Raw genomic sequence first — 25,211 nt, 5'->3', positions numbered from 1 at the left:
TTCACGCGGTTTTTCTACGTCCCATAGAATAGTGTGCTTCCTCACATAAGGGGTAGTCTGGAACGGCCCGGTCCCATCAAAGGACTAGAGTTCCCCATGGAGCATTACGCCGCGTGGCTTGTTTCCAACAGGCCGCCGGTGCGTGCATTCCGCAGCCCGGTCATCATCTGTGATGGTGCCCGACTGTACAGAAACTACTTCGACGTAGAAGGACACTAAACCGTGGACCTGTTTGAATACCAGGCGCGCGATATGTTCGAGGCGCACGGTGTACCCGTGCTTGCCGGCATCGTGGCGTACACCCCAGAAGAAGCAAAAGCAGCTGCCGAGAAAATCGGCGGCGTGACTGTTGTCAAAGCACAGGTCAAGGCCGGTGGCCGCGGTAAGGCCGGCGGCGTGAAGGTTGCCAAGACCGCCGATGAGGCGTTTGAGCACTCCACCAACATCCTGGGCATGGACATCAAGGGCCACACCGTCAACAAGGTGATGATTGCCCAGGGTGCCGACATTGCCGAGGAATTCTACTTCTCCGTCCTCCTGGACCGTGCCAACCGCAACTACCTGGCCATGTGCTCGGTTGAAGGCGGCATGGAAATCGAACAGCTCGCCGTCGAACGCCCTGACGCGCTGGCCAGGATCGCGGTCGATCCCGCTGTGGGCATCGACCAGGCCAAGGCCGACGAAATCGTCGCCGCTGCAGGCTTCTCAGAGGAACTGCGCGGCAAGGTCGCCGCGGTCATCCTCAAGCTCTGGGATGTCTTCAAGAAGGAAGACGCCACCCTGGTGGAGGTCAACCCGCTGGTCCGCACCGGCGCCGGCGACATCGTGGCACTGGACGGCAAGGTCTCGCTGGACGAGAACGCCGACTTCCGCCACCCCAAGCACGCCGCCCTTGAAGACAAGGACGCAGCGGATCCCCTCGAGGCCAAGGCCAAGGCCCAGGACCTCAACTACGTCAAGCTGGACGGCGAAGTGGGCATCATCGGCAACGGCGCAGGCCTGGTCATGTCCACCCTCGACGTGGTGGCCTACGCCGGCGAAAGCCACGGCAACGTCAAGCCCGCCAACTTCCTGGACATCGGCGGTGGAGCTTCCGCCGAGGTCATGGCCGCAGGCCTGGACGTCATCCTGGGCGACGAGCAGGTCAAGGCCGTCTTTGTGAACGTCTTCGGTGGCATCACCGCATGTGACGCCGTTGCCAAGGGCATCGTCGGCGCGCTGGCCGAACTGGGCGCCTCCGCCAACAAGCCGCTGGTGGTCCGCCTCGACGGCAACAACGTCGAAGAAGGCCGCCGCATCCTCACCGAGGCCAACCACCCGCTGGTAACCCTGGCCGCCACCATGGACGAGGGCGCCGACAAGGCCGCCGAACTCGCCAACGCAGCGAAGTAAGGGACGCGACAATGTCTATCTACCTCAATAAAGACTCCAAGGTCATCGTCCAGGGCATCACCGGCGGCGAAGGCACCAAGCACACCGCCCTGATGCTCAAGGCCGGCACCAACATTGTTGGCGGCGTCAACGCCCGCAAGGCCGGCACCACGGTCCTGCACGGCGAGAAGGAAATCACCGTCTTCGGCACCGTCAAGGAAGCCATCGCCGAAACTGGCGCAGACGTCTCCATCGTCTTCGTTCCGCCGGCATTCACCAAGGACGCCGTTGTTGAAGCCATCGAAGCCGGCATCGGCCTCGTAGTGGTCATCACCGAGGGTGTTCCCGTCCAGGACTCCGCAGAGTTCTGGGCCCTGGCCCAGTCCAAGGTGGACGCAGAAGGCAACCAGGTCACCCGCATCATCGGACCTAACTGCCCCGGCATCATCACCCCCGGCGAAGCCCTCGTGGGCATCACCCCGGCAAACATCACGGGCAAGGGCCCCATCGGCCTGGTATCCAAGTCCGGTACGTTGACCTACCAGATGATGTACGAACTGCGCGACCTGGGCTTCTCCACCGCCATCGGCATCGGCGGCGACCCCGTCATCGGCACCACGCACATCGACGCCCTGGCCGCGTTCGAAGCCGACCCCGAGACCAAGGCCATCGTGATGATCGGTGAAATCGGCGGCGACGCCGAAGAGCGCGCAGCCGATTACATCAAGGCCCACGTCACCAAGCCCGTTGTGGGCTACGTGGCCGGGTTCACCGCTCCCGAAGGCAAGACCATGGGCCACGCAGGCGCCATCGTCTCCGGCTCGGCCGGCACCGCCCAGGCCAAGAAGGAAGCCCTCGAGGCTGCCGGTGTGAAGGTTGGCAAGACGCCGTCCGAGACCGCCACGCTGCTGCGCGAAGTCTTCGCAGCCCTCTAGGTTCACAGCACCACGCGCGGGGCCACCTGCCGTCCTCTTGGACGGCAGGTGGCCCCGCGTTTTTGTTTAAGTACGACGGCGGTCCGGTCACCTTCCCAGCGGAGGTGACCGGACCGCCGTCGCACGCTGGTCTCCGTGCCGCTGGCGCCTAGACTTTTGCGCCGCTGAGCAGCTCGTCCAGGCGTTCGTAGCCTTCCGTCATGCCGCCCTCCATGCCGGACTGCGCCATGCCGTCGCGAGCCTCGAGGGACGGATAAACCGAATGGCACCTCAGTCGGGTACGGCCGTTCCCGAGGTCCTCAAACGTCATGAACTCGATGCTGACCACGTCAGGGTAGCCGCCGAATTCAAACGTTTGGATGGCGAACTCATTTTCCCTGACGGTATGGAAAACGCCGCTGAACTGGTACGCTATGCCGTCGGGCCCTGTGTGCAGGTAGCTGTAGCTGCCGCCGGTGCGGAAATCGTAGTGGTCGATTTTCATCTTGAGCCCGCGCGGCCCGAGCCACTGGGCAATCAGGTCCGGCTCCTTGTGCGCCCGGAAGACGTCGGCGACGGGGAAATCAAACTCCCGCTCGGAGTCGATGAAGGGCAGGCCTTCGGGGATGGTGAGGTTGAGTGGATTGCTCATGATGGTTCCTTCTCCTGGGTGCCGCGGCTGGCGGCGTTGGTTTGGAGTACGGCGTCCAGGCTGCGGAATTGCGCTTCGCGGACCAGCCTGTACTGGTCGATCCACGCGGTAAGCGCCTCGAGCCGTGCGGGATTCAGGTGGACGGGCCGCCGTTGGGCGTCCCTGCTGCGGGTGACAAGCTGCGCCTGCTCAAGCACCTGGATGTGCCGCGAAACTGCCTGCTTGGAAATGTCGAACGGTTCCGCGAGTTCGTTCACTGTGGCCGCCCCCCGGCTCAGCCGGGCGATGATGCCGCGCCGGACGGGATCCGCAAGGGCCATAAAGGCCGAGTCGAGAGCTTCGTCCCTGGCGTCCACTGGAACCTGCTTTCTAATCAACTGGTTTGTTTATCAACTATTTGATTGATTAAGAGTACGCCCGGCGGTGAACCATCGCAAGGGTTTCGAGCCTTGTGGCAATCATGGCAAGTTTGTTAGTATGTCAGTACAAACTTTGCTGAAGGAGAAAAAGTGCCACTGGTACGCATTGATGTTAATGAAGGACGCAGCCGCCAGGATCTGCAGCGGCTCAGCCGCGGGATCCACGACGCCATCCTTGGCGAGTACGGCATTCCGGAGCGGGACTATTTCCATATCCTGACCGAGCATCCTGCAGGCCAGATCGTTGCCCAGGATGCCGGCCTGGGCTTCGAGCGGACCGGGGGAGTGGTGATGATCCAGATCTTCACGCAGGGCGGCCGTTCGCAGGAGGCCAAGCAGCGGCTGTTCGCTGCAGTGGCCGGAAAACTCGCCACGGTGGGCGTCGCCGGTGAGGACGTTTTTATCGGCTATGTGGAAAATACGGCCGGCGACTGGTCGTTTGGATTCGGTCGCGCGCAGTATGTCACCGGCGAATTGGCGGTCCCGGCAAAGTAGCGCGCCGGCGGTTCCGGTGGACTTTTCCGGCCGCCGAAATGTTTGTTGTAAGCATGTCAGTACAAACCTTTGACAGGACATTCGATCTAAGGCAAAGTAGTGCGTGTGGCCCCCGCCACGGCCTGCCAGTTCCGGAGCTCCTGCAGTTTCAGAGGTCCAGAGTTTCACACCAGAAAGGTCCACGATTACCGTGACCCATGAGCTTCTTACGATCGGGCGCATCAGCGTTGATATCTACCCGAACGATATCGGGGTGGACCTGGAGGACGTTACGTCCTTCGGGAAGTACCTTGGTGGATCGCCGTCGAATGTGGCAGTTGCTGCTGCGCGGCATGGCCGGAAGGCCGGGGTGATCACCAGGACGGGCGATGACGCGTTCGGTAACTTCCTGCACCGTGAGCTGCATAAGTTCAATGTGGACGACGCCTTTGTCTCCCCGGTACCGGATCTTCCCACGGCCGTGACGTTCTGCGCGATCAAGCCGGCCACCGACGAGTTCCCACTGTACTTCTACGGCCGGTTCCCCACCGCGCCGGACCTCCAGATCGAAGCCTCCGGGCTCGACCTTGACGCCATCCGCGATGCCGGGATCTTCTGGTCCACGGTGACCGGCCTGTGCCAGGAGCCCAGCCGCAACGCCCACGCCGCCGCCCACGAAGCCCGCCCCCGCACAGGCCTGAAGGAGGGCCAGTTCACCATCCTGGACCTCGACTACCGGCCCATGTTCTGGGCATCTGAAGAAGAGGCCCGCTCGGAGGTCGCAAAGATCCTGCCGCACGCCACCGTGGCGATCGGCAACGACAAGGAATGCGCTGTCGCCGTGGGCGAGGGCACCCCGGATGAGCAGGCCGACCGGCTGCTCGCCGCCGGCGTCGAAATCGCCGTGGTCAAGCTTGGCCCGGAGGGCGTGATGGCAAAGACCCGCACGGAGCGTGTTGTCTCCGCCCCGGTTCCCGTGCAGACCGTAAACGGGCTCGGTGCCGGCGACTCGTTTGGCGGTGCCTTCTGCCACGGCCTGCTCTCCGGGTGGCCACTGGCTGAAGTCCTGGATTACGCCAACGCTGCCGGGGCCATCGTCGCCTCGCGGCTGTCCTGCGCCGATGCCATGCCGACGCCGGACGAGGTCACCTCGCTGCTGGCCGAACGCGGACGCCTGGTCCCCGGCCAGTTCTCCACTGAAGGAGCAACGCTGTGACCGTCACGTCCGTCACCACCACCGCCGTCGATGACGATCCCCGCCGCTACGCGCACCTGAGCACCCTCCGGCTGGAAGACCCGGACGGTGTAGCCCGGGCCGCCAAGTCCCGGCGCCGCCATCCCGGCCTGAAATACGGCCGGCAGAACTTCATCGTGGCAGCTGACCATCCGGCCCGCGGGGCCCTGGCCGTCGGTCCGGACCCGGTGGCCATGGCTGACCGCCGGCAGCTGCTGGACCGGCTCCAGATTGCCTTGGCCAACCCGGCCGTTGACGGGGTGCTGGCGTCCCCGGATATCATGGATGACCTGCTGCTCCTGGGCGCACTGGAGGGCAAACTCGTTTTCGGTTCCATGAACCGGGGCGGCCTGTCCGGGCTGGTCAATGAGCTGGATGACCGTTTCACCGGCCACACCGCTGCGGCGCTGGCGGCTCTGGGTGCTGATGGCGGGAAGATGCTGACCCGCATCTGCCTGGGCGACCCGGACACGGTGGTTACCCTCGAGGCCACGGCCAAGGCCATCGACTCCCTGGCCGAACGCAGACTCATCGCCATGGTGGAACCGTTTCTGTCGGTCCGCGACGGGCAGGGCCGGGTCCGCAACGACCTGTCTGCCGACGCCGTGGTCAAATCCGTTGGCATCGCGCAGGGCCTGGGCTCCACCAGCGCCTACACCTGGATGAAGCTGCCCGTTGTGGCCGACATGGAACGCGTGATGGCGGCCACCACGTTGCCCACCGTCCTGCTGGGCGGGGACCCTGCCGGGACCCAGGACGAGGTGTTTGCCACCTGGCAGGCAGCGCTGGCGTTGCCCGGCGTACAGGGCCTGACAGTGGGCCGCACCTTGCTCTACCCGCAGGACGGCGATGTGGCAGGCGCCGTTGCGGCCGCCGCTTCCCTCCTGCACCACACCACATCAGTCCACACCGCCGAAGCATCGGAGTAGGCCTTCATGGCAACCATCACAGGAACCGGGACAACAGGGTCCCGCCGGATGACGGTGGCGCAGGCCGTCGTCGAATACCTGTCCAAGCAGTACACCGTCGATTCCATCAACGGCGTGGACTACCGCGAACGCCTGATACCCGGAACGTTCGGCATTTTCGGGCACGGCAACGTGGCCGGTGTTGGGCAGGCGCTCAAGCAGTACCAGCACCTTGACCCGGCCATCATGCCCTACTACCAGGGCCGCAACGAGCAAGCCCAGGTCCACCAGGCAGTGGGCTACGCCCGGCACACCCGGCGCCGGCAGACGTTCGCCATCAGCACCTCGATCGGCCCCGGCTCCTCGAACCTGCTGACCGGCGCCGCCCTGGCCACCACCAACCGGCTCCCGGTCCTGCTGCTGCCGTCCGACACCTTCGCCACGCGCGCCGCCGACCCGGTCCTGCAGCAGCTCGAACAGCCCTACGCGTATGACCTCACCGTCAACGACGCCTTCCGGCCGCTGTCCAAGTTCTTCGACCGGGTGACCCGCCCGGAGCAGTTGTTCTCCGCGTTCCACCACGGCCTGCGCGTCCTGACCGACCCCGCCGAAACCGGCGCCGTCACCATCTCCCTGCCGCAGGATGTCCAGGCCGAGGCCTTCGACGTCCCGGAGGAGTTCCTGGCCGAACGCGAATGGCGGATCCGCCGCCCCGAAGCAGACGACGACGACATCCGCCGCGCCGTGGCGGCCATCCGCGCGGCCAAGCGCCCGCTGATCATCGCCGGCGGCGGCGTCCTGTACGCCTACGCCAACGAGGAACTCGCGAAGTTCGCCGAACTGACCGGCATCCCGGTGGGCAACACGCAGGCCGGGGTCGGCGTCCTGCCATGGGACCACAAGTTCTCCCTTGGCGCCATCGGCTCAACCGGTACGACGGCGGCAAACGCCATCGCTGCCGAAGCCGACCTGATCATCGGGATCGGAACCCGCTACGAGGACTTCACCACTGCATCCCGGACAGCCTTCGCGAACCCGGACGTCAGGTTCATCAACATCAACGTGGCAGCCATCGATGCGTACAAGCACGGCACGTCCCTGCCGATCGTCGCGGATGCCCGCAAGGCACTGGTCAAACTCAACGCAGCCCTGGGCGGCTACCGCGTGGGCGCCGACCTGGAAGCGCAGGTCGCAGCGGAGAAGAAACGCTGGGACGCCACCGTGGACGAAGCGTTCGCCCAGGACTACGCGCCGCTGGTCAGCCAGAACGCCATCATCGGCGCCACCAACAAGGCGATGGACCCCCAGGATGTGGTGATCTGCGCTGCCGGGTCACTGCCGGGGGACCTGCACAAGATGTGGCGGGTCCGTGACCCGTTCGGCTACCACGTGGAATACGCGTACTCCTGCATGGGCTACGAAATCCCCGGCGGCCTGGGCGTGAAGCGTGCCGCCCTGGCCGAAGCCGCGGCCGGCGGCGCGGACCGCGACGTGGTGGTCATGGTGGGCGACGGCTCCTACCTGATGATGCACACCGAACTCGTCACCGCCGTCGCCGAACGGATCAAGCTGATTGTGGTCCTGATCCAGAACCACGGCTACGCCTCCATCGGTTCCCTGTCCGAGTCCCTGGGGTCCCAGCGCTTCGGGACCCAGTACCGGGTCCTGGACAATGAGCAGCATTCGTTCGACGACGGCGAGATCCTGCCTGTTGACCTTGCCTTGAACGCCGAATCCCTGGGCGTGAAGGTCATCCGGATCGAGCCGGGCGAAAAGGTCATTGCCCAGCTCGAACAAGCCATCGGGGACGCCAAGGCCGCCCCCGAACGCGGCGGACCCATCCTGATCCACGTTGAGTCCGATCCGCTCCTGGACGCCCCATCCTCCGAGTCCTGGTGGGACGTTCCCGTATCCCAGGTCTCCGAACTGGACTCCACCAAAGCGGCCTTCCAGACCTACGTCGAGCACAAGAGCCGGCAACGCACATTCCTCGGCTGAACCCGGCCGGCAGCACTTCAGCATACGAACCTCCCACCACTCAAGGAAGAGTCCCATGACGCTCACCTCCACGCAGACCACCACCATCAACCACTTCATCAACGGCGCCCAGACCGCCGGCGTTGGCACCCGCACCCAGCCGGTCTACAACCCGGCCACCGGTGCCGTGTCCGGCGAACTCCGCCTGGCCAACCGTGCCGACCTGGACACCACCGTCGCCGCCGCCCGCAAGGCCGCGGACAGCTGGGGCGACATCTCCCTGGCCAAGCGCACCGCCGTGCTCTTCAAGTTCCGTGAGCTCGTCGCCGCGCACGTGGACGAACTCGCCGAACTGATCACGGCCGAACACGGCAAGGTCCTTTCCGACGCCAAAGGCGAGATCGGCCGCGGCCTGGAAGTCATCGAGTTCGCCTGCGGGATCCCCACCCTGCTCAAGGGCGACTATTCCGACCAGGTCTCCACCGGCATCGACGTCTTCTCTTTCCGCGAACCCCTCGGCGTGGTCGCCGGGATCACCCCGTTCAACTTCCCCGTGATGGTTCCGCTCTGGATGGCACCCATGGCCATTGCCACCGGTAACGCCTTTATCCTTAAGCCCTCCGAACGTGACCCCTCCGCCTCGATGCTCCTCGCGAAACTCTGGAAGGACGCCGGCCTTCCCGACGGGGTCTTCCAGGTCCTGCACGGCGACAAGGAAACCGTCGACGGCCTCCTGACCCACCCCGACGTGGACGGCATCTCCTTCGTCGGCTCCACCCCGATCGCCCAGTACGTCCACGAAACAGCGACCAGGCACGGCAAGCGCGTCCAGGCCCTCGGCGGGGCGAAGAACCACGCCATCATCATGCCCGACGCCGACCTTGACAACGCCGCCGACCACCTCGCTGCCGCTGCCTTCGGTTCCGCCGGGGAACGCTGCATGGCGATCTCCGTGGCCGTCGCCGTTGGCGACGCCGCCGACGCACTGGTCAGCAAGGTCCAGGAACGCGCCGAAGCCGTCAAGGTCAACAACGGCACCGCACCCGACGCCGAAATGGGCCCGGTCATCACCCCCGCCTCCCGGGAACGCATCATCCGGATCGTCACCGAAGCCGAAACCGCCGGCGCCGCCATGGTGGTGGATGGCCGCGACCTCGTTGTCCCCGGCCACGAAGAAGGCTTCTGGGTCGGCCCTACCGTGATCGACCACGTCAACACCGAAATGACCGCCTACAACGAGGAAATCTTCGGACCCGTCCTCGTGGTGGTCCGCGTCCCGGACCTCACCGCCGGCATCAACCTCATCAACGCCAACCCCTATGGCAACGGCACCGCGATTTTCACCTCCTCCGGCGCCCACGCCCGCACCTTCCAGCGCTCCGTGACCGTCGGCATGATCGGCATCAACGTGCCCCTGCCCGTCCCGGTGGCGTACCACTCCTTCGGCGGCTGGAAAGCCTCGCTCTTCGGCGACAAGCACATCTACGGTCCAGAAGGCGTCTCCTTCTACACCCGCGGAAAAGTCGTCACCTCCCGCTGGCCGGAACCCAAAACCGCCTCCGGCGCCTCCTACAACTTCCCCTCCAACTGACGCCCCGGCGCACGTCCCACCAGAGAAAGACACCGCTGTCATGACCGACGTAGAGAACAAACTGATCATCGGCACCGCGCCGGACTCCTGGGGTGTCTGGTTCGCGGATGACCCGCAGCAGACCCCCTGGGAACGTTTCCTGGACGAAGTAGCCGAGTCCGGCTACAAGTGGATCGAACTGGGCCCCTACGGCTACCTGCCCAACGACCCCACCCGCCTGGCGGAGGAGCTGAAGCAGCGCGACCTGAAGGTCACCGCCGGTACCGTTTTCACCGCCTTCCACCGCGGCCTTGACCAGTGGGAAACCGCCTGGGAGCCGGCCCGCAAGGTGGCGGAACTGACCGCTGCAATGGGTGGCGAGCACATCGTGGTCATCCCGGCCATGTGGCGCGACGACGTCACCGGCGAAGCCGTGGAAAGCGGCGAACTCACCGAAAAGGCCTGGGCCGACTTGTTCGCCGGGCACAACCGGCTGGGTAAGACCCTGCTGGAGGACTTCGGCCTGAACCAGCAGTTCCACTCGCACGCCGACTCCCACGTGGGCGCGCAGGCAGACATCGAACACCTGCTCGCCGCCACGGACGCCAAGTATTTGAACCTGTGCCTGGATACCGGCCACGCGGAATACTGCGGTGCCTCCAGCCTTGAACTGATCAAGAACTTCCCGGACCGGATCGGCTACCTGCACCTTAAGCAGATCAACCCGGAGATCCTCAAAAAGGTCAACGACGAGAACATGACGTGGGCAGCCGCCAACCTGGCCGGAGTGATGACCGAGCCGCCCAACGGGCTGCCGGACCTGCGCGCCGTCATCGAAGCCGTGGAAGCCCTGAACCGCCCCATTTTCGGGATCGTGGAACAGGACATGTACCCCGTGGCCTTCGATGTGCCGATGCCCATCGCCAAGCGCACCCGCAACTACCTGCTCTCGTGCGGTTCCCGCACCGTCGTGAACTGAACCCCTACTTACTCCGAAGGACAAAACAATGACTGAATCCCTGCGCGTAGCCGTCATCGGTGCCGGACGCATGGGCGCTGACCACATCCAGCGCCTCAACACCCGCATCCACGGCGCCGAAGTGGCCGCCGTCGTCGACGTTGACCTGGCCCGTGCCCAGGCAGCCATCGAAGGCATTCCCGGCGCCGTGGCCCTGGCCGATGCCGGGGAAGCGCTCAACAACGGCGACGTCAACGCCGTCCTGATCGCCACCCCCGGGTTCCTGCACGAGGACATCCTCCTCAAGGCCATCGCGAAGGACATCCCCATCCTCTGCGAAAAGCCGCTGACCCCCGACGCCGAATCCTCGCTGACGATCGTCGAAGCCGAAGTGGCGCTGGGCCACAAGCGCGTCCAGGTGGGCTTTATGCGCCGCTTCGACGCCGAGTACGCGTCCCTGGGCAAGATCATCCGCGACCACGAACTCGGTGAGCTGCTGATGCTGCACCACCAGCACCGCAACCCCACAACCCCGCCCGGCTTCACCAACGAGATGCTGATCAACGACTCCGTGGTGCACGAATTTGATGCCATCCGGTTCTTCACCGGCGAGGAAATCACCAGCGTCCAGGTCCGGATGGGCAAGGCCACCAAAAATGCCCCCGCCGGCCAGCACGATCCCCAGCACGTCCTGATCGAAACCGAATCAGGTGTCCTGGCCGACGTCGAAATCTACGTCAACGCCCGGTTCGGCTACGAAGTTGCCACCCAGGCGTCCTTCGAGGACGGCATCGTCAGCATCGGCGGGGACAAGGGACCCTACACCCGCAGCGCCGGGCGCTGGGGAGGCAACGTCACGCCCGGCTTCGAAGAGCGCTTCGGCGCCGCATACGACGTCGAAATCCAGGCCTGGGTGGACGCGGCACTTGAGGGCGGCATCGGCGGCCCCACCGCCTGGGACGGGTACGCGACGGCTGCCTGCTGCGAAGCCGGCGTCGAGGCGCAGAAGAACGGCGAAAAGGTTGCCGTCAAGCTCGCGGCCAAGCCGGACCTCTACAACTAGTCCTTCGACCGCCACGCCAACTGATCCACAATGGAGTGTTTTTGTGAAAATCGCCCTTGACCCCACGCCGTACCACCACTCGCACACCCTGCTTGAATTTCCGAAGGTGGTGGCGGACCTCGGCTACAAGTACCTGCAGATGACTCCGCACCAGGACCTGATTCCGTTTTACAACCACCCCAAAGCGGATGATGAACTGGTGGGCCAGCTCCGGAAGGCCTGCCGGGACGCGGACATTGAGATTGCCTCCGTGCTGCCGGTCCTGCGCTGGTCCGGGCCCGACGAGGACGCGCGGGAAGCCGCGGTGCGGTACTGGAAGCGTGCCATCCAGATCACCGTGGACCTCGGCGTCAGCACCATGAACACCGAGTTCAGCGGCCGGCCGGAAAAGGCCGAGGAATCCGAGAGGGCGTTTTACCGCTCCATGGAGGAACTGCTGCCGATCATCGAACGGGAAGGCATCGATCTGCTGATCGACCCACACCCGGACGACTTCGTTGAGGAAGGCCTGGCCGCGATCCGGGTGATCCGGGGCCTGAACTCCAAAAATGTGGGCCTGGTGTACGTGGCGTCGCACAGCTTCCACATGAAGGACGCGCCCCTGGAAATCATGCGGGCAGCGGGCGACAAGCTCCGCCTGGTCCACGTCGCCGACACCATGGACCACCACGCCTCGCACGGGCTGCGATACATCACCAACCCACCCGGAAACCCGGTCCGGGTGCACCAGCACCTTAAAGTGGGCGACGGCGACGTCAACTGGGACGAGTTCTTCGGCGGCCTGAAGGAAATCGGCTTCCTCGACCGGGACGATACCGTGATGGTCTCCAGTGTCTTTGCGGAGGACGACCACGCGGATGAGGTCTCCCGCTACCAGCTGGACACCATCAACCAGTACATCCAAAAGGTGAGCGTATGACGTCCCCCATCCCCGTGGAGACCACAACCAAACAGCCCGGCAACCACAAGCGGGCGCTCCGGACGGTCACCATCATCTCCACCTTCGGCGGCCTGCTGTTCGGCTACGACACCGGCGTGATCAACGGCGCGTTGCCATACATGCAGGAGGACCTGGGCCTGACGCCGCTGACCGAAGGGCTGGTCACCTCTTCCCTGCTGTTCGGCGCCGCCTTCGGTGCGCTGCTGGGCGGCCGGCTGGCGGACCGGAACGGCCGCCGCAAGATGATCATGGTCCTGGCCGTGGTATTCCTCATCGGCACCCTGGCCTGCACCTTCTCGCCCACCACCGAGGTGATGATCGCGGCCAGGTTCATCCTGGGCCTGGCGGTGGGCGGAGCGTCTGTCACGGTACCCGTCTACCTGGCCGAAGTCTCGCCAAGTGACCGGCGCGGGCGGATCGTCACGCAGAACGAGTTGATGATCGTCACGGGCCAGTTGCTGGCGTTCATCTTCAACGCCTACCTGGGTAACACCTTCGGGGAAGCCGGCGGCATCTGGCGCTGGATGCTGGTCATTGCCACCCTGCCCGCCATCGCGCTGTGGATCGGCATGAACTTTATGCCGGAAAGCCCACGCTGGCTGGCTTCCATGGGCAGCTTCGGGGAGACCCTCAGCGTGTTGCAGCGCATCAGGTCCCAAGCCGAGGCCCGGGCGGAGTTCGAAGAGGTCAAAGCCATGGCTGTGGAGGACTACAAGTCCAAAATGGGCACGTGGAAGGACCTGGGTATTCCCTGGCTGCGCCGCATCTTTTTTGTGGGCCTGGGCCTGGCAGTGATCCAGCAGATCACCGGCGTGAACTCCATCATGTATTACGGCACACAGATCCTGGCGCAGTCGGGCTTCGGCCGTGAAGCCGCGCTGACGGCGAACATCGCAAACGGCGTGATTTCGGTCCTTGCCACGTTTGTAGGCATCTGGTTGCTGGGCCGGGTGGGACGGCGCCGCATGCTGATCACCGGACAGATAGGAACCACCGCCGCCCTGGTCCTGATCGGAGTGTTCTCGCTGATCCTGCCTGAGGGTTCCGCCCGGGGCTTTGTTATCCTGGCCCTGACGGTGACGTTCCTGGCGTTCCAGCAGGGTGCCATTTCGCCCGTAACGTGGCTAATGCTCTCGGAGATCTTCCCGCTGAAGATCCGCGGCCTCGGCATGGGAGCCTCCGCTTTCCTCCTGTGGATCGTCAACTTCCTGGTGGGCTTCGGCTTCCCCCAACTCCTTGCCGCCATCGGCTTGTCCAACACGTTTTTTGTGTTTGCGGTCCTGGGGGTCGGTGCGATCGCATTTGCCGCCAGGTACGTTCCGGAAACCAAGGACAAGAGCCTCGAGGACCTGGAGCACTACTTCCGGAATCTTGTGGTGAAAGAGCGCCAGTAGCCCTTACGACTCTTTTTACAACGCAAAACGGCCGCCCGTCATCCGACGGGCGGCCGTTCTGCGTTCCGCGCCACATATGGGATAGAGCGCGCTAAAAGTATGCTTCCGAGGTCATTTTCTGCCTTCAAGCCAATTTGCTCACGTAAGTACATACTTATGTCAGTACAAACTCTTGACATGTGTGGTCCCAGTCACCATGATCAATGAAGACGGCAAGCGAACCGGTGCAAGGATGCGCCGGTCCAGCCGGAAAATCGAAGGAGATTTATCGTGAAGACGCTTTCCTGGCGTAAGGCGGCACTCATGGCTGCAGTTGTCCCCATGCTGGCCCTGAGCGCCTGTTCCAGCACCGGAGGCAAGCCGGTTGATGCGGGCAGCAATGCAGGCAGCGGCCAGGTGGCCACGACGGACCGGATCAAAATCGCACTGATCACCCACGCCGCCCCGGGTGATACCTTCTGGGACATTCTCCGCAAGGGCGCCGAAGAGGCTTCGGCAAAAGACAACGTGGAGCTGCTCTACACCTCGGACCCTGAAGGCGGCCGGCAGGCCCAGCTGATCCAGCAGGCCATCGACCAGAAGGTGGACGGCATCGCCGTGACACTGGCCAAACCGGATGCCCTCAAGGACGTCTTGAAGAAGGCCAAGGACGCGGGCATTCCCATCGTCAGCCTCAACTCCGGCGCCGACGTCTGGAAAAACCTCGGCGCGTTCACCCACTTCGGTTCGGACGAGAACCTCGCCGGCGCCGCTGTGGGAGACAAACTGAGCTCGCTGGGCGTCAAGCGACCTATCTGCGTCATCATGGAACAGGGCAACGTGGCGCTCGACTCCCGCTGCGCCGGCGTCAAGTCGAAGATCCCGGCCACGGAAAACCTCTTTGTCCAGGGCACGGACATGACCCAGGTTTCCTCCACTGTCACCGCCAAACTCCAGGCGACGCCGGACGCTGACGCCATCATCGGGCTGGGCGCCCCCTTCACCCTCACCATTGACAAGGCAGTGGAGGCGTTGAACCTCCAGGACAAGGTCAAGGTGGCTTCCTTCGACATGAACGGTGACCTGGCGCAGGCCATCATTGACGGCAAGGTGCAGTTCACCGTGGACCAGCAGCCGTGGCTGCAGGGCTACGGTGCCGTCGATGCACTCTGGCAGGCCAAGCGGGCCGGCATCCACGTCGGAGGCGGCCAGCCGGTACTGACCGGACCATCGATTGTTGACAAGGCAGCGGCTCCCGCCGTCCTCAAATTCGCCCAGGACGGCCTTCGCTAGAAGGAAACCTGCCGGGTTCCGGGGCTTCGGCCCAGGAACCCGGCTCCACTAGGAGAAACCCATGACCCAGTTAGCACTTAAACCCACACTCACCGACGAGCGCATCGCCAAGCGGAATCCGTTCCAGAGGATTTTGGGCAGGCCGGAGGTCGGCGCCCTGGTGGGGGCGATTGTCCTGTTTGTCTTCTTTGCCTCCGTATCCCAGACCTTCATCCAGCCGGCGTCCATCGCCACGATCCTCTACGGAAGCTCCACCATCGGCATCATGGCCGTGGGAGTCTCCCTGCTGATGATCGGCGGGGAGTTTGACCTGTCCACAGGCGTTGCAGTGATCAGTTCGGCACTGACCGCGTCGATGTTTTCCTGGTACTTCAGCGTCAACGTGTGGGTTGGCGTCCTGCTGGCCCTGGTTGTGTCCCTGGGTATCGGCTACATCAACGGGTGGATCCTGATGAAAACCAAACTGCCCAGCTTCATCGTGACGCTGGCGACGTTCCTGATGCTGACAGGCCTGAACCTGGGTCTGACCCGGCTGATCGGCGGGGGTGTGTCGTCCCCCTCAATTTCGACGATGGACGGGTTCGCGTCCGCGCAGGCCGTGTTTTCCTCCTCGGTGAACATTGGCGGGGTGGAAGTTAAAAACACTGTATTTATCTGGATTGTGCTGGTTGCGGTGGCGTCCTGGGTCCTGCTCCGCACCAAAGTGGGCAACTGGATCTTCGCCGTCGGGGGCGACGAAAACGCCGCCCGCGCCGTGGGTGTGCCGGTCAAAGCCACCAAGATCGGGCTGTTTATGGCCGTGGGATTCTGCGGCTGGGTGCTGGGCATGCACAATCTGTTCGCTTTCGACGCGGTGCAGTCCGGTGAGGGGGTGGGCAACGAGTTCCTCTACATCATCGCTGCGGTGATCGGCGGCTGCCTGCTGACCGGCGGGTATGGTTCGGCGGTCGGTGGCGCTGTTGGCGCGTTTATCTTCGGGATGGCGAATAAAGGCATCGTGTATGCGCAGTGGAACCCGGATTGGTTCAAGTTCTTCCTGGGGCTGATGCTGTTGCTGGCCACCATCGTGAACCTGATCGTCAAACGCCGTGCAGAGCTGAAGTAAGGACCCGGATCCATGAATGCCAACAAAATTGACCAGCAGACCCTGCTGCAGAACGAGCAGGACCCGCTCACGCACACCCCGGTGCACCTGTTGTCCCTTGACGCGGTAGGAAAAAACTACGGAAACATCGTGGCCCTTCGCGATGTCACGATGGCCGTGGACAACGGCCGGGTTACCTGCGTCCTGGGCGATAACGGTGCAGGCAAGTCAACGCTGATCAAGATCATCGCCGGCCTGCACCAGCACGACGCCGGGACATTGAAGATCATGGGGGAGGAGCGGAAGTTCACCTCCCCCCGGGATGCCCTGGACGCCGGGATCGCCACGGTCTACCAGGATCTTGCCGTGGTCCCATTGATGCCGATCTGGCGGAACTTCTTCCTCGGCTCGGAACTGACCAGCGGTTTTGGCCCCTTCAAAAGCCTGAACGTGCAACAGATGAAGGACATCACCAAAAAGGAACTCGCGGAGATGGGCATCGACCTGCGCGATGTTGAGCAGCCCATCGGTCAGCTTTCCGGCGGTGAACGCCAATGCGTGGCGATCGCCCGCGCCGTGTACTTCGGTGCGAAAGTCCTCATCCTCGACGAACCCACAGCGGCCCTGGGCGTCAAACAATCCGGTGTGGTGCTCCGCTACATCCTCCAGGCCCGCGACCGTGGGCTGGGTGTCATCTTCATTACCCACAACCCGCACCACGCGTTCCCCGTCGGAGACAGGTTCCTGCTCCTCAAGCGCGGCACCTCGATCGGCTACTACGACAAAAAAGACATCACCCTGGACGAACTCACCGCCCAGATGGCCGGCGGCGCCGAACTCGCCGAACTCGCCCACGAGCTCCAGCAGCTCGGCGGCCACAACGACATCGTCAAGGAAGTCCAGGCCGACGTCGCAGACGTCAACGAACACCGCTGACCGGACCAAAACGCACAAAAGACGGGACACAGTATGCCAATCCGCGTGGGCGTTATCGGCGCCGGCGTTATGGGCGCCGACCACATCCGGAACCTCTCCACCACCATCAGCGGGGCTGAAGTCACGTTTGTGGCCGACCTCGACGCGGTCCGCGCCGCGGAAGCTGCGCCGCCCACGGCGCGGACCACCACCGATCCCTCCGAGCTGATCAACTCCAGCGACGTGGACGCTGTGGTTGTGGCATCCCACGATTCCACCCACGCAGGCCTGGTGCTCGAATGCTTTGAGGCGATGACCCCGGTGCTCTGCGAAAAGCCGTTGGCCCCCACCCTGCTGGAAAGCCGGGACGTGGTGGCGGCAGACGACGACATTGTGGCAGCAACCGGTGCCTCGCTGCTGTCGCTGGGCTTTATGCGCCGGTTTGATCCGGGCTACGTCTTGCTTCGCGAGGCCGTGGCGGCCAGGTCGCAGGGCGAGCCGCTGATGGTCCGCTGCACCAGCCGGACCGCAGCGTCCGGGCCCGGCGCCAGCACCGAGTCGGCAATCACCAATTCGGCGATCCATGAACTTGACGTGATTCCCTGGCTGCTGGGCTCGCCGATCACTGAGGTGTCCTGGCAGGCAGGCCGCAGTTCCCGGCACAGCCCTGCCGGGCTGCGGGACCCCGCGCTGATGCTGATGCGCACCGGTGACGGGACCATGGTGACCCTGGAACTCTTCCTCAATGCGCAATACGGCTACACCACGGCATGCGAGGTCGTCTCGGAAGCCGGCACCCTGGCGCTGCCGGAACCGCCGGCCCTTGCCAGCCGCCAGGACGGCCGAACCAGCGCCGGCATCCCGGAAGACTGGCGTCCGCGGTTCGCCGATGCCTATCGGCTGCAGCTCCAGGCCTGGGTATCCGCGCTCCGCAGCGCAGAACCGCCCCCGCTTGCCACGGCCCGGGACGGCCTGAACGCGGCGCTCGTGGCCCAGGCCATGACCCGTTCCCTGCATAGCGACGGCGCCTTCACCAAGGTGTCGTATTGACCGGCCCGGCAGCACGCCGCAGGCGTCCCAAGAACGCCAAGGAGGCGACAGCATGAAAAAAATCGTTTTTGGCCTGGTAGGTGTAGGCCGGATCGGCGTTATGCACGCCACCAACATCGCCGGCCTCCAAGCCGACCTGAACCGTGAGGGAATTGCGTTGGAGCTCCGGCTGACGGACGTCGCGCAGGAACACGCCCGCGCGGTCGCCGACGGGTTGGGGGCAGAGTTTGTGCCGTCCGTGGCTGCCCTGGTCAGCTCGGGCATCCACGGGCTTGTCATCGCCACCGGCACCGGAACGCACCCGGAGCTGATCAAGGCCGGCGTGGACGCGGGCATCCCGGTTTTCTGCGAAAAGCCGGTGGCCATGAACGTCCCTGACTCGCTGCCGGTGCTGGATTACGTCCGGGAACAAGGCGGCGTGGTGCAGATTGGGCATCAGCGCCGCTTTGATGCAGGCTACCTCGCGGCGCGGCAAGCCTACCGGGACGGTGAGCTGGGCTGGATCCATTCCCTGCGCGCCGTGACCTGCGACATGGCGCCGCCGCCCGTTGATTTCCTTGCCACGTCCGGAGGGCTGTTCCGGGATGTCTCGGTCCACGACTTCGACATCCTGCGCTGGCTTACCGGCCGGGAGATCACCGAGGTTTACGCCAAGGGTTCCAACAACGGCGACCCCGCCATCGGGGCGGTGGGCGACGTGGACTCCGCGCTGACCATCGTGACGTTCGACGACGGCACCCTGGGCAGCGTCGCGGCCAGCCGCTACAACGGCGCAGGGCACGATGTCCGGTTGGAGATCCAAGGGTCAGCCGACTCAATGATGGTGGGACTGGATGGCCAGGCAGCACTGAAGTCTGCCGAAGCCGGCGTGGCTTTTCCCGCCGGTGAACCGCACCGAACCTTCGCCGACCGCTTCCATCAGGCATATCGCGCCGAAATGCTTGCGTTTGTGGACCTGGTCCTGGGCCGCAGGGAAAACCCCTGCACCCCCGAGGACGCTGTGGCCGCCTCCAGGGTGGCCGACGCAGCCCAGGAATCCCTGGCTACAGGGGCCCCGGTGCGGCTCGACACTTCCGCAGCCGTCCAGCTGTAACAGCGACACCAGCAGGCTCCCCCTAAGTCACGCTTAGGGGGAGTTTTGTGTGCCCGACGGGGACCCGGAGTGCAGCCGGGGGAGCGCGTCCACCAGCGGAGCCAGTTCCGGCACCGCCTGGGCTTCGCCGAGTGCCCGTTCCAGGGTTGCATCGTGGACGGGCCGTGCTTCGGCAAGGAGGCTGCTGCCGCTGCCGGTGAGCTCGGTGTAGATGCCCCGGCGGTCATCGTCGCACAGGATCCTGGTCAGGAGTCCCCGGTCCTCCAGCCGGTTCACCAAGCGGGTGGTGGCGCTGGGACTCAATGCCGTGGCCCGGGACAGCTGCTGCATCCGCATGTGCCAGCCGTCCTGGCGGCTCAGGGCGTCCAGGACGGTGAATTCGACAACGGACAGTTTCGATTCGGCCTGCAGGGATCGTTCCAGCTCACCTTCGATCAGGCCGTGCAGGGCCGCCAGCGTGCGCCACCCCTGCGCCCGGACCTCGACGGCGTCGTCCTTGATGCCCATGGTGTGCTCCTCGCTGCGGCCCGGAAGCTGCTGTTGTGCAGGCAAAAGTAGTTGCTTGCGCGGGATAGTTGCTTGTGCAACAATAAATACCGCGCCTGCAACTATCTTAGGCGCCTTTCCACCCAACGTACAGCTCAAAGGAGCACCGCCATGCCTGTTGGCTTGCTAGCACTCGCACTCGGAGGGTTCGGGATCGGACTCACCGAATTTGTCATCATGGGACTGCTGCCTGAGGTGGCGGCGGACTTTGCCGTCAGTGAAGCCGCAGCCGGCTGGTTCATCTCCGGCTATGCGCTGGCCGTGGTGGTGGGCGCCCTCGGACTCACAGCAGCGCTCTCGCGGTTCGACCGTAAACCGGTGCTGGCCGCCCTGCTGGTCCTGTTCATCGCCGGCAACCTGCTCTCCGCCACCGCGCCGGAATACTGGCCCATGATGGCAGGCCGGATCCTCGCGGCCCTTGCCCACGGCGCGTTCTTTGGCATCGGCGCGGTGGTGGCCGCGGACATGGTGGCCCCCACCCGGAAGGCGGCGGCCATCGCACTGATGTTCACCGGGCTGACCGCGGCCAACGTGCTTGGCGTTCCCTTCGGCACCCTGCTGGGCCAGGCTGCAGGGTGGCGGGCAACGTTCTGGTCCATCACAGGCATTGGGGTGATCGCCCTGGCCGGCATCCTGCTCCTGGTTCCCAAGACGTCAGGGGCACCGGCGGAAGCCGGCGGCCTCCGCGGGGAGCTGCAGGCCTTCCGTTCCGGCCAGGTCTGGCTGTCCATCCTGGTGACCATCCTCGGCTACGGCGGCATGTTCGGTGCCTTCACCTACATCGCCTACACGCTGACCGAGGTCTCAGGATTCGCCGCCAGCACCGTGCCGTGGCTCCTGATCGTCTTCGGAGTGGGCCTGTTTGTGGGAAACACTGTGGGCGGCCGGGCGGCCGACCGCAATGTGGACCGCACCCTTGTGGTGGTCCTGGCCGTCCTGTCCGTGGTGCTGGTGGCCTTCGCGCTGACGGCCGGCAACCAGGCACTGACCGTGGTGTCCCTGGTGCTGATGGGCGGCTTTGGCTTTGCCACGGTTCCCGGCCTGCAGATGCGCGTGATGAAGTACGCCAGCACTGCCCCCACCCTGGCCTCGGGCGCCAATATTGGCGCGTTCAACGTGGGCAACGCCCTGGGCGCTTGGCTGGGCGGGGTCACCATCAGCGCAGGGCTGGGCTACACCTCACCCATCTGGGCCGGCGCCGGCATCACCATCCTGGGGTTGGGCGTGATGGCGTTTGCAGCAGCCGCCGCCAAGCGGGGCAGCGCCAAGGGCGCGGGGGACAGTGCGGGGGAGGTTCGTGACGCCGGAGTAGTCGCCAGCGAAGCGGACGACGGCGGCCCGCACCAGGGAATCCCGCGCGACGCCGGCCAGCTGGCTGGCGGGGCCGCAGACCTGGCCGCAACCCGGCGCTGACCGGGTAGCCCGGCGGGCCCCGGCTTCAGCCTTTCTGCAGCTCGTCCGGCGGCAGCCCTCCCGGCAAAGGTTTCCCGGCGGCGGGATCCGACGAACGGCGTACCAGCAGTGCAGGCTCCAGCTTCCGGGACACGGCCGGAACGCCAACCCCGCCGGCACCATCGATCCGGTCGAGCATGGCCCGGGCCGCCAGCCGGCCGAGTTCGCCGGGGTGCTGGTCGATCGATGTCAGCCCGATCAGGGGTGACGCCGCCACCTCGATGTTGTCGCACCCCACCACTGCCATATCTTCCGGCACCCGCAGCCCCGCCCCCGCGAGTGCTTCCATTACGCCGATCGCCGTGAGGTCGTTGTGCGCGAAGACGGCCGTGGGCAGCTCGGCCCCGGTAGCCAGGAACTGCTCCATCACGGTCCGGCCACCGCGCTCGGTCATGTCGCTGTGGATCAACAGGGGCGGCAGGCCATGGTCCTTCATGGCGTGCAGGTACCCTTCGCGGCGGGCGGTGTAGGGGATCCACTCCGAGATGTCCACATGGGCGATCCGGCGGTGCCCCAACCCGTACAGGTGCTCCACGGCCATAACGCCGGACCGGAAGTCGTCTGTCATCACAGAGCCCACGCCCGGCAAGCCGAGGTCCCGGGTGATCACCACGGCATCCGTCCCGCGAAGCGCTGCTGCCAGTTCGTTCGCAGCACCCGTGTAGCCGGCCAGGATCACGCCGTCCACGCGGAGGTCAACAAAGTTCCTGACCGCTTCGATCTCGGTCCGGGGATCGGCGGATCCCACCGCCACCATCACCTGGTTGCCGCTGTCCACCAAGGCTTCGGTGATGCCGTCGTAGATGTCGGCAAAAACGGAGTTGTGCAGGTCAAGGAACAGCACTCCGAGCGTCCTGGTCCGGCGGCTGGCAAGCCGGCTGGCCAGCCTGTTCGGCGAATAGCCAAGGGCGCTGGCGCTGGCCTCAACCGCGGCCCGCCTGGCCGGCGAGACTTTGGGGGAATCCCGCATCACCAGCGAGACCAGGGCACGGCTTACCCCGGCGTCGCGCGCCACGTCCGCCATGGTCGCGGGCCGGCGGGCGCCGGAAGTCTCTTTCACAAGACTCCACTATGCCATTGCGGCCAGGTACCCCGCCGCGTCAGCAGGGGCATGGCAGGGTTCAGGCGCCGAACGGCAGCCGGGGGTCCACATCCTGCGCCGCCCAGCCCTGGCGGACCCAACCATGGTGCGGGTCATCACTGATGAGCCATTCCCGGACCGGGCCCGGACCGGCCATAACGTTGAGGTAATAGAGGTCGTAGCCGGGGGCAGCCATGGCCGGGCCGTGCCAGCCGTAAGGGACCAGCACCACGTCGCCGGTGCGGACCTCGGCGGAGACGTCGATGGGCCGCTCGTCCGAGGCGTAGACCCGCTGGTAGCCGATCGCGTCGGCGTCCGCCGGTGCTGCGGAGCCGGCCGCAACCCGGGTTTCGAAGTAGTAGATCTCCTCGAGGGACGTTTCGCCGTCCTTTTCCTCATCGTGCTTGTGCGGCGGGTAGGAGGACCAGTTGCCGGCGGGTGTGAGGACTTCGCAGACGATGAACCGGTCCGCTTCCAGGGCGGCGGGCGTGCCGAAGTTGTGCACCTGGCGTGAGCAGTTGCCGGCCCCGCGCAATTCCACGGGCGTTTCAGCCGCCGTCACCAGCCGCGTGGGGTAGCCGGCACCGGCGGGGGCTGTTGCCACGGCCACCCGGCCGCCGTCGGCCGAGGTAATGCTCACTTCCCGCGCCGTGCCGGAGTAAAGGACGTCGCTGGGGCCATGGAACACCGACCCGCGGCCGGCCAGGTCGTACTTGGTGCCGTCAACCGTGACGCTGAAGGCGCCGTTGAGGGGCACCACAATGCGTTCCTCGTCCGCCGCAGGGAGAACGACGGCGGTGCCCGCGGCCAGCGTCGCAACCTTCAGGCCAGTATGCGCCCAACCGGCAACGGGCAGGACGGAATCGGACGTGCCGATCGAAACGTCCCACGGGCCGTCGGCGGCGGTACCCAGGGGATAGACCCAGTTGGTCATGGGGATTGCTCCTAATAAATCAGCGCTGTACGAGTGTCATTTCGAAACTGTAGGAATCGGCGCGGTACACGTGGTGCCCGGTTTCAACCCGCCTGCCGGTGTCATCCACTGCGGTGCGTTCCATGGTCACCAGTGCGTGGCCGGCTTTGGTGTCCAGCATCGAGGCCTGGTATTCATTGGCGATCATGGCGCCGATCCGCTGGTTGGCCAGCCGGAAGTTGACGCCCCCGCGGCGCAGCACGGCGTAGAGGCCCTCAGCTGCCAGCAGGGCTTCGTCCATGCCCACAATGTCGTCGCGGACCCAGTTTTCCATCAGGGCCAGGGGTTTGCCCCCGACTTTCCGCAGCCTGGTGAAGTGGTAGACCTTGGAGCCGGCCGGCAGCTGGAGCGTGGCCAGGGTGGCTTCGTCCGCATCCACGTGGGAAAAGCTCAACACATCAGTGGTGGGCTTTTTGCCGTTGTTGGTGAGGTCATCAAACAGGCTGGACAGTTCCAGCGGCCGGCGGACCTGGCTGGAGACCACCTGGGTGCCGACGCCGCGTTTGCGGACCAGCAGGCCCGAGCGGACCAGTTCGTCCATGGCCTTGCGCATGGTGGGGCGCGAAAGGTTCAGTTGGGCTGCCAGGTCGATCTCGTTGTCCAGCCGGCTGCCCGGTTCGAGGATGCCGCTGTGGATGGCGGCCTCAATTCCCTGCACCACTTGGTGGTAGAGGGGCACGGGAGAGGAGCGGTCGATGCTGACACCCAGGTTGTTCGCCACGGTACGTTCCTGTTCCTTGGTTGCGGCCGGACGCCGTGCGGCGGTGGCTGCAGGCGGCTGCTTTGCCGGTATATGTTCTCTTGATAGGACATAGTTTCTTCCCTGATGGTAGCAGGGACGGACGGCGGGTCAAGGCCTGCCCTGGCGGTGACCAGGCAATTTGACCTGTCGTGACATCAGGACTTTTCCAGGACATGCCACCAGGGCGGGTTAGAGGTCCTTGCGGCAGGCAGCCTTGCTGAGTTCATACAGGCCGTTGCGGTCGCCGTCGGACAGGCCTTCCGGGGTGCCGATCTCCGGATACATCAGCTGGGCGGGGTCATCAACGTGGTCCAGGCCCATCACATGGCCCAGCTCATGCAGGATGACGGCGGTGGCGTATTTGTCGCCGTCAGGGTTGAGCAGTTCATCGGCGATCTGCGGGGCGTCAAGGTCCAGGCCTCCGGTCACAAAGGTCTTGGGGCCGCCGTCGAAACTGAAGTGGGTGCTGCCCCCGGTGCCGATCACGGGACCCTTCAGCTGCGGCGCCACCTCGGGGGTGGTCCACGCGATCAAAAGCGGTGCCCAGCGGGCGCCGTACCCGTCGGGTTGGAACGGCGGCCGCTGCGCCGACGGCTGCTCGTCAGTGGTGCCGTCGTAGACAAAAGAGATGCCGGTTGCTGCCGAAATGGTCTCGATGGCCCTCGGCACCAGCTCGGCCGCACCGTCGGGTTCGAGGTCCGTGTTGACCACATAGTGCAGAGGGCGGCAGGGGGAGTAGCCCACAGGTGTGCCGTCCCCGTTGACCAGCAGGAAATGGTAGGCATCGCTTCCGACGGCGGGCGGGGCCGGGGTGAGGAGCGGTTCGGCTGCCTCCTCGACGCCGGCAGGCGGGGCCGCAGTACTGACCTCTGCGGCCGGCGGGGCTTCGGCGTCGCCCGGCACGGCGCCTTCGCCCGGTCCCGCGCCCTGCCGGGTGCCGGGCCCGATCCGGAGGTCCAGGAACTGCTTGACCCGTGGATCGTCCAGCACCACTGCGGCCCCAAAAACGCCCGCCACGCAAAGCCCTGCGACCAGCACCAGCCGGTAGCGTGGTCGCGGCGTCCCGCTGCGGCCCGACGTGGGCTCCGCATGGCGTGGGGGCCGGCGCTGCATGGTCAGCCTTCCGTCG

The 25,211-nt window shown here is 65.1% G+C and carries 24 protein-coding genes; 17 read left to right on the top strand and 7 right to left on the bottom strand.

Translation table 11 applies throughout. From position 1 onward, the window contains the following. The first annotated feature begins 222 nt into the window (after positions 1 to 222). Both sucC and sucD read left to right on the top strand, forming a co-directional pair. Positions 223 to 1,392 carry an ADP-forming succinate--CoA ligase subunit beta gene (gene sucC / locus QRN07_RS15010; protein ID WP_285241446.1) on the top strand — a complete coding sequence of 390 codons (1,170 nt, stop codon included), beginning with the start codon at positions 223 to 225 and terminating at the stop codon, positions 1,390 to 1,392. Positions 1,393 to 1,403: 11 nt separating this feature from the next. Continuing rightward, positions 1,404 to 2,306 carry a succinate--CoA ligase subunit alpha gene (gene sucD, locus QRN07_RS15005; RefSeq protein ID WP_050683964.1) on the top strand — a complete coding sequence of 301 codons (903 nt, stop codon included), beginning with the start codon at positions 1,404 to 1,406 and terminating at the stop codon, positions 2,304 to 2,306. A 148-nt stretch (positions 2,307 to 2,454) separates the two neighbouring features. Here the strand turns inward: sucD and QRN07_RS15000 are convergent, their stop codons facing one another. Further along, on the bottom strand, positions 2,455 to 2,937 hold the full coding sequence (locus tag QRN07_RS15000; RefSeq protein WP_285241445.1) for an SRPBCC family protein: 483 nt from the start codon (positions 2,935 to 2,937) through the stop codon (positions 2,455 to 2,457). Continuing rightward, positions 2,934 to 3,257, bottom strand: coding sequence for an ArsR/SmtB family transcription factor (locus QRN07_RS14995; RefSeq protein WP_082178144.1), 324 nt, complete (start codon positions 3,255 to 3,257; stop codon positions 2,934 to 2,936). Before QRN07_RS14995 ends, QRN07_RS15000 begins: the two co-directional genes overlap by 4 nt. Before the next feature lie 189 nt (positions 3,258 to 3,446). On the opposite strand from QRN07_RS14995, the gene QRN07_RS14990 reads away from it, so the two are divergent. The 14 genes from QRN07_RS14990 (at position 3,447) to QRN07_RS14925 (ending at position 19,288) form a co-directional block, all read left to right on the top strand. Further along, positions 3,447 to 3,851: a tautomerase family protein gene (locus QRN07_RS14990; protein WP_050683961.1), complete on the top strand. Its 405-nt coding sequence runs from the start codon at positions 3,447 to 3,449 to the stop codon at positions 3,849 to 3,851. A 190-nt stretch (positions 3,852 to 4,041) separates the two neighbouring features. Beyond that, a complete protein-coding gene (gene iolC, locus QRN07_RS14985; protein ID WP_285241444.1) occupies positions 4,042 to 5,046 on the top strand; it encodes a 5-dehydro-2-deoxygluconokinase in 1,005 nt (334 codons plus the stop codon). After that, positions 5,043 to 5,993: a Cgl0159 family (beta/alpha)8-fold protein gene (locus QRN07_RS14980; protein ID WP_285241443.1), complete on the top strand. Its 951-nt coding sequence runs from the start codon at positions 5,043 to 5,045 to the stop codon at positions 5,991 to 5,993. Before iolC ends, QRN07_RS14980 begins: the two co-directional genes overlap by 4 nt. A gap of 48 nt (positions 5,994 to 6,041) precedes the next feature. Beyond that, a complete protein-coding gene (gene iolD, locus QRN07_RS14975) occupies positions 6,042 to 7,970 on the top strand; it encodes a 3D-(3,5/4)-trihydroxycyclohexane-1,2-dione acylhydrolase (decyclizing) (RefSeq protein WP_285241466.1) in 1,929 nt (642 codons plus the stop codon). Positions 7,971 to 8,025: 55 nt separating this feature from the next. Next, on the top strand, positions 8,026 to 9,540 hold the full coding sequence (locus QRN07_RS14970) for a CoA-acylating methylmalonate-semialdehyde dehydrogenase (protein ID WP_050683957.1): 1,515 nt from the start codon (positions 8,026 to 8,028) through the stop codon (positions 9,538 to 9,540). A gap of 40 nt (positions 9,541 to 9,580) precedes the next feature. Further along, positions 9,581 to 10,498 carry a sugar phosphate isomerase/epimerase family protein gene (locus QRN07_RS14965; protein WP_050683956.1) on the top strand — a complete coding sequence of 306 codons (918 nt, stop codon included), beginning with the start codon at positions 9,581 to 9,583 and terminating at the stop codon, positions 10,496 to 10,498. Positions 10,499 to 10,526: 28 nt separating this feature from the next. Further along, complete coding sequence (locus QRN07_RS14960) at positions 10,527 to 11,540, top strand: Gfo/Idh/MocA family protein (protein WP_285241442.1); 1,014 nt, start codon at positions 10,527 to 10,529, stop codon at positions 11,538 to 11,540. Between the two features lie 43 nt (positions 11,541 to 11,583). Next, complete coding sequence (locus tag QRN07_RS14955) at positions 11,584 to 12,459, top strand: sugar phosphate isomerase/epimerase family protein (protein ID WP_050683954.1); 876 nt, start codon at positions 11,584 to 11,586, stop codon at positions 12,457 to 12,459. Next, positions 12,456 to 13,874, top strand: a complete 1,419-nt coding sequence (locus QRN07_RS14950; RefSeq protein ID WP_056596116.1) for a sugar porter family MFS transporter — start codon at positions 12,456 to 12,458, stop codon at positions 13,872 to 13,874. The genes QRN07_RS14955 and QRN07_RS14950 overlap by 4 nt, the downstream gene beginning before the upstream one ends. 270 nt (positions 13,875 to 14,144) lie before the next feature. Then, positions 14,145 to 15,146: a substrate-binding domain-containing protein gene (locus tag QRN07_RS14945; protein WP_285241441.1), complete on the top strand. Its 1,002-nt coding sequence runs from the start codon at positions 14,145 to 14,147 to the stop codon at positions 15,144 to 15,146. A gap of 61 nt (positions 15,147 to 15,207) precedes the next feature. Continuing rightward, on the top strand, positions 15,208 to 16,251 hold the full coding sequence (locus QRN07_RS14940) for an ABC transporter permease (RefSeq protein ID WP_285241440.1): 1,044 nt from the start codon (positions 15,208 to 15,210) through the stop codon (positions 16,249 to 16,251). Between the two features lie 12 nt (positions 16,252 to 16,263). After that, complete coding sequence (locus tag QRN07_RS14935) at positions 16,264 to 17,166, top strand: ATP-binding cassette domain-containing protein (RefSeq protein WP_050683951.1); 903 nt, start codon at positions 16,264 to 16,266, stop codon at positions 17,164 to 17,166. Positions 17,167 to 17,199: 33 nt separating this feature from the next. Beyond that, positions 17,200 to 18,195 carry a Gfo/Idh/MocA family oxidoreductase gene (locus QRN07_RS14930; protein WP_285241439.1) on the top strand — a complete coding sequence of 332 codons (996 nt, stop codon included), beginning with the start codon at positions 17,200 to 17,202 and terminating at the stop codon, positions 18,193 to 18,195. Positions 18,196 to 18,247: 52 nt separating this feature from the next. Then, the gene (locus tag QRN07_RS14925) at positions 18,248 to 19,288 is read left to right on the top strand and encodes a Gfo/Idh/MocA family protein (protein WP_285241438.1); all 1,041 of its coding nucleotides are present in this window, start codon (positions 18,248 to 18,250) and stop codon (positions 19,286 to 19,288) included. Between the two features lie 33 nt (positions 19,289 to 19,321). Here QRN07_RS14925 and QRN07_RS14920 read toward each other — a convergent pair whose 3' ends face one another. Beyond that, on the bottom strand, positions 19,322 to 19,795 hold the full coding sequence (locus QRN07_RS14920) for a MarR family winged helix-turn-helix transcriptional regulator (RefSeq protein ID WP_050683948.1): 474 nt from the start codon (positions 19,793 to 19,795) through the stop codon (positions 19,322 to 19,324). Positions 19,796 to 19,945: 150 nt separating this feature from the next. Between QRN07_RS14920 and QRN07_RS14915 the strand changes: the two genes are divergently transcribed. After that, the gene (locus QRN07_RS14915; RefSeq protein WP_285241437.1) at positions 19,946 to 21,247 is read left to right on the top strand and encodes an MFS transporter; all 1,302 of its coding nucleotides are present in this window, start codon (positions 19,946 to 19,948) and stop codon (positions 21,245 to 21,247) included. A 25-nt stretch (positions 21,248 to 21,272) separates the two neighbouring features. Here the strand turns inward: QRN07_RS14915 and QRN07_RS14910 are convergent, their stop codons facing one another. From QRN07_RS14910 to QRN07_RS14895, 4 genes are all read right to left on the bottom strand, one after another. Beyond that, positions 21,273 to 22,346 carry a LacI family DNA-binding transcriptional regulator gene (locus QRN07_RS14910; RefSeq protein WP_056596128.1) on the bottom strand — a complete coding sequence of 358 codons (1,074 nt, stop codon included), beginning with the start codon at positions 22,344 to 22,346 and terminating at the stop codon, positions 21,273 to 21,275. A gap of 61 nt (positions 22,347 to 22,407) precedes the next feature. Next, on the bottom strand, positions 22,408 to 23,301 hold the full coding sequence (gene iolB / locus QRN07_RS14905; protein WP_050683946.1) for a 5-deoxy-glucuronate isomerase: 894 nt from the start codon (positions 23,299 to 23,301) through the stop codon (positions 22,408 to 22,410). A gap of 19 nt (positions 23,302 to 23,320) precedes the next feature. Next, a complete protein-coding gene (locus tag QRN07_RS14900; protein ID WP_050683945.1) occupies positions 23,321 to 24,061 on the bottom strand; it encodes a GntR family transcriptional regulator in 741 nt (246 codons plus the stop codon). A gap of 210 nt (positions 24,062 to 24,271) precedes the next feature. Then, entirely contained in the window at positions 24,272 to 25,195 is a 924-nt protein-coding gene (locus QRN07_RS14895; protein WP_050683944.1) for a matrixin family metalloprotease, read from the bottom strand. Positions 25,196 to 25,211: the final 16 nt, after the last annotated feature.

The organism is Pseudarthrobacter sp. MEB009, from assembly GCF_030208875.1.
Taxonomy (GTDB): Bacteria; Actinomycetota; Actinomycetes; order Actinomycetales; family Micrococcaceae; genus Arthrobacter.
The sequence above is the reverse complement of the archived record's forward strand: the minus strand, read 5'-3'. Positions and strand labels throughout refer to the sequence as shown.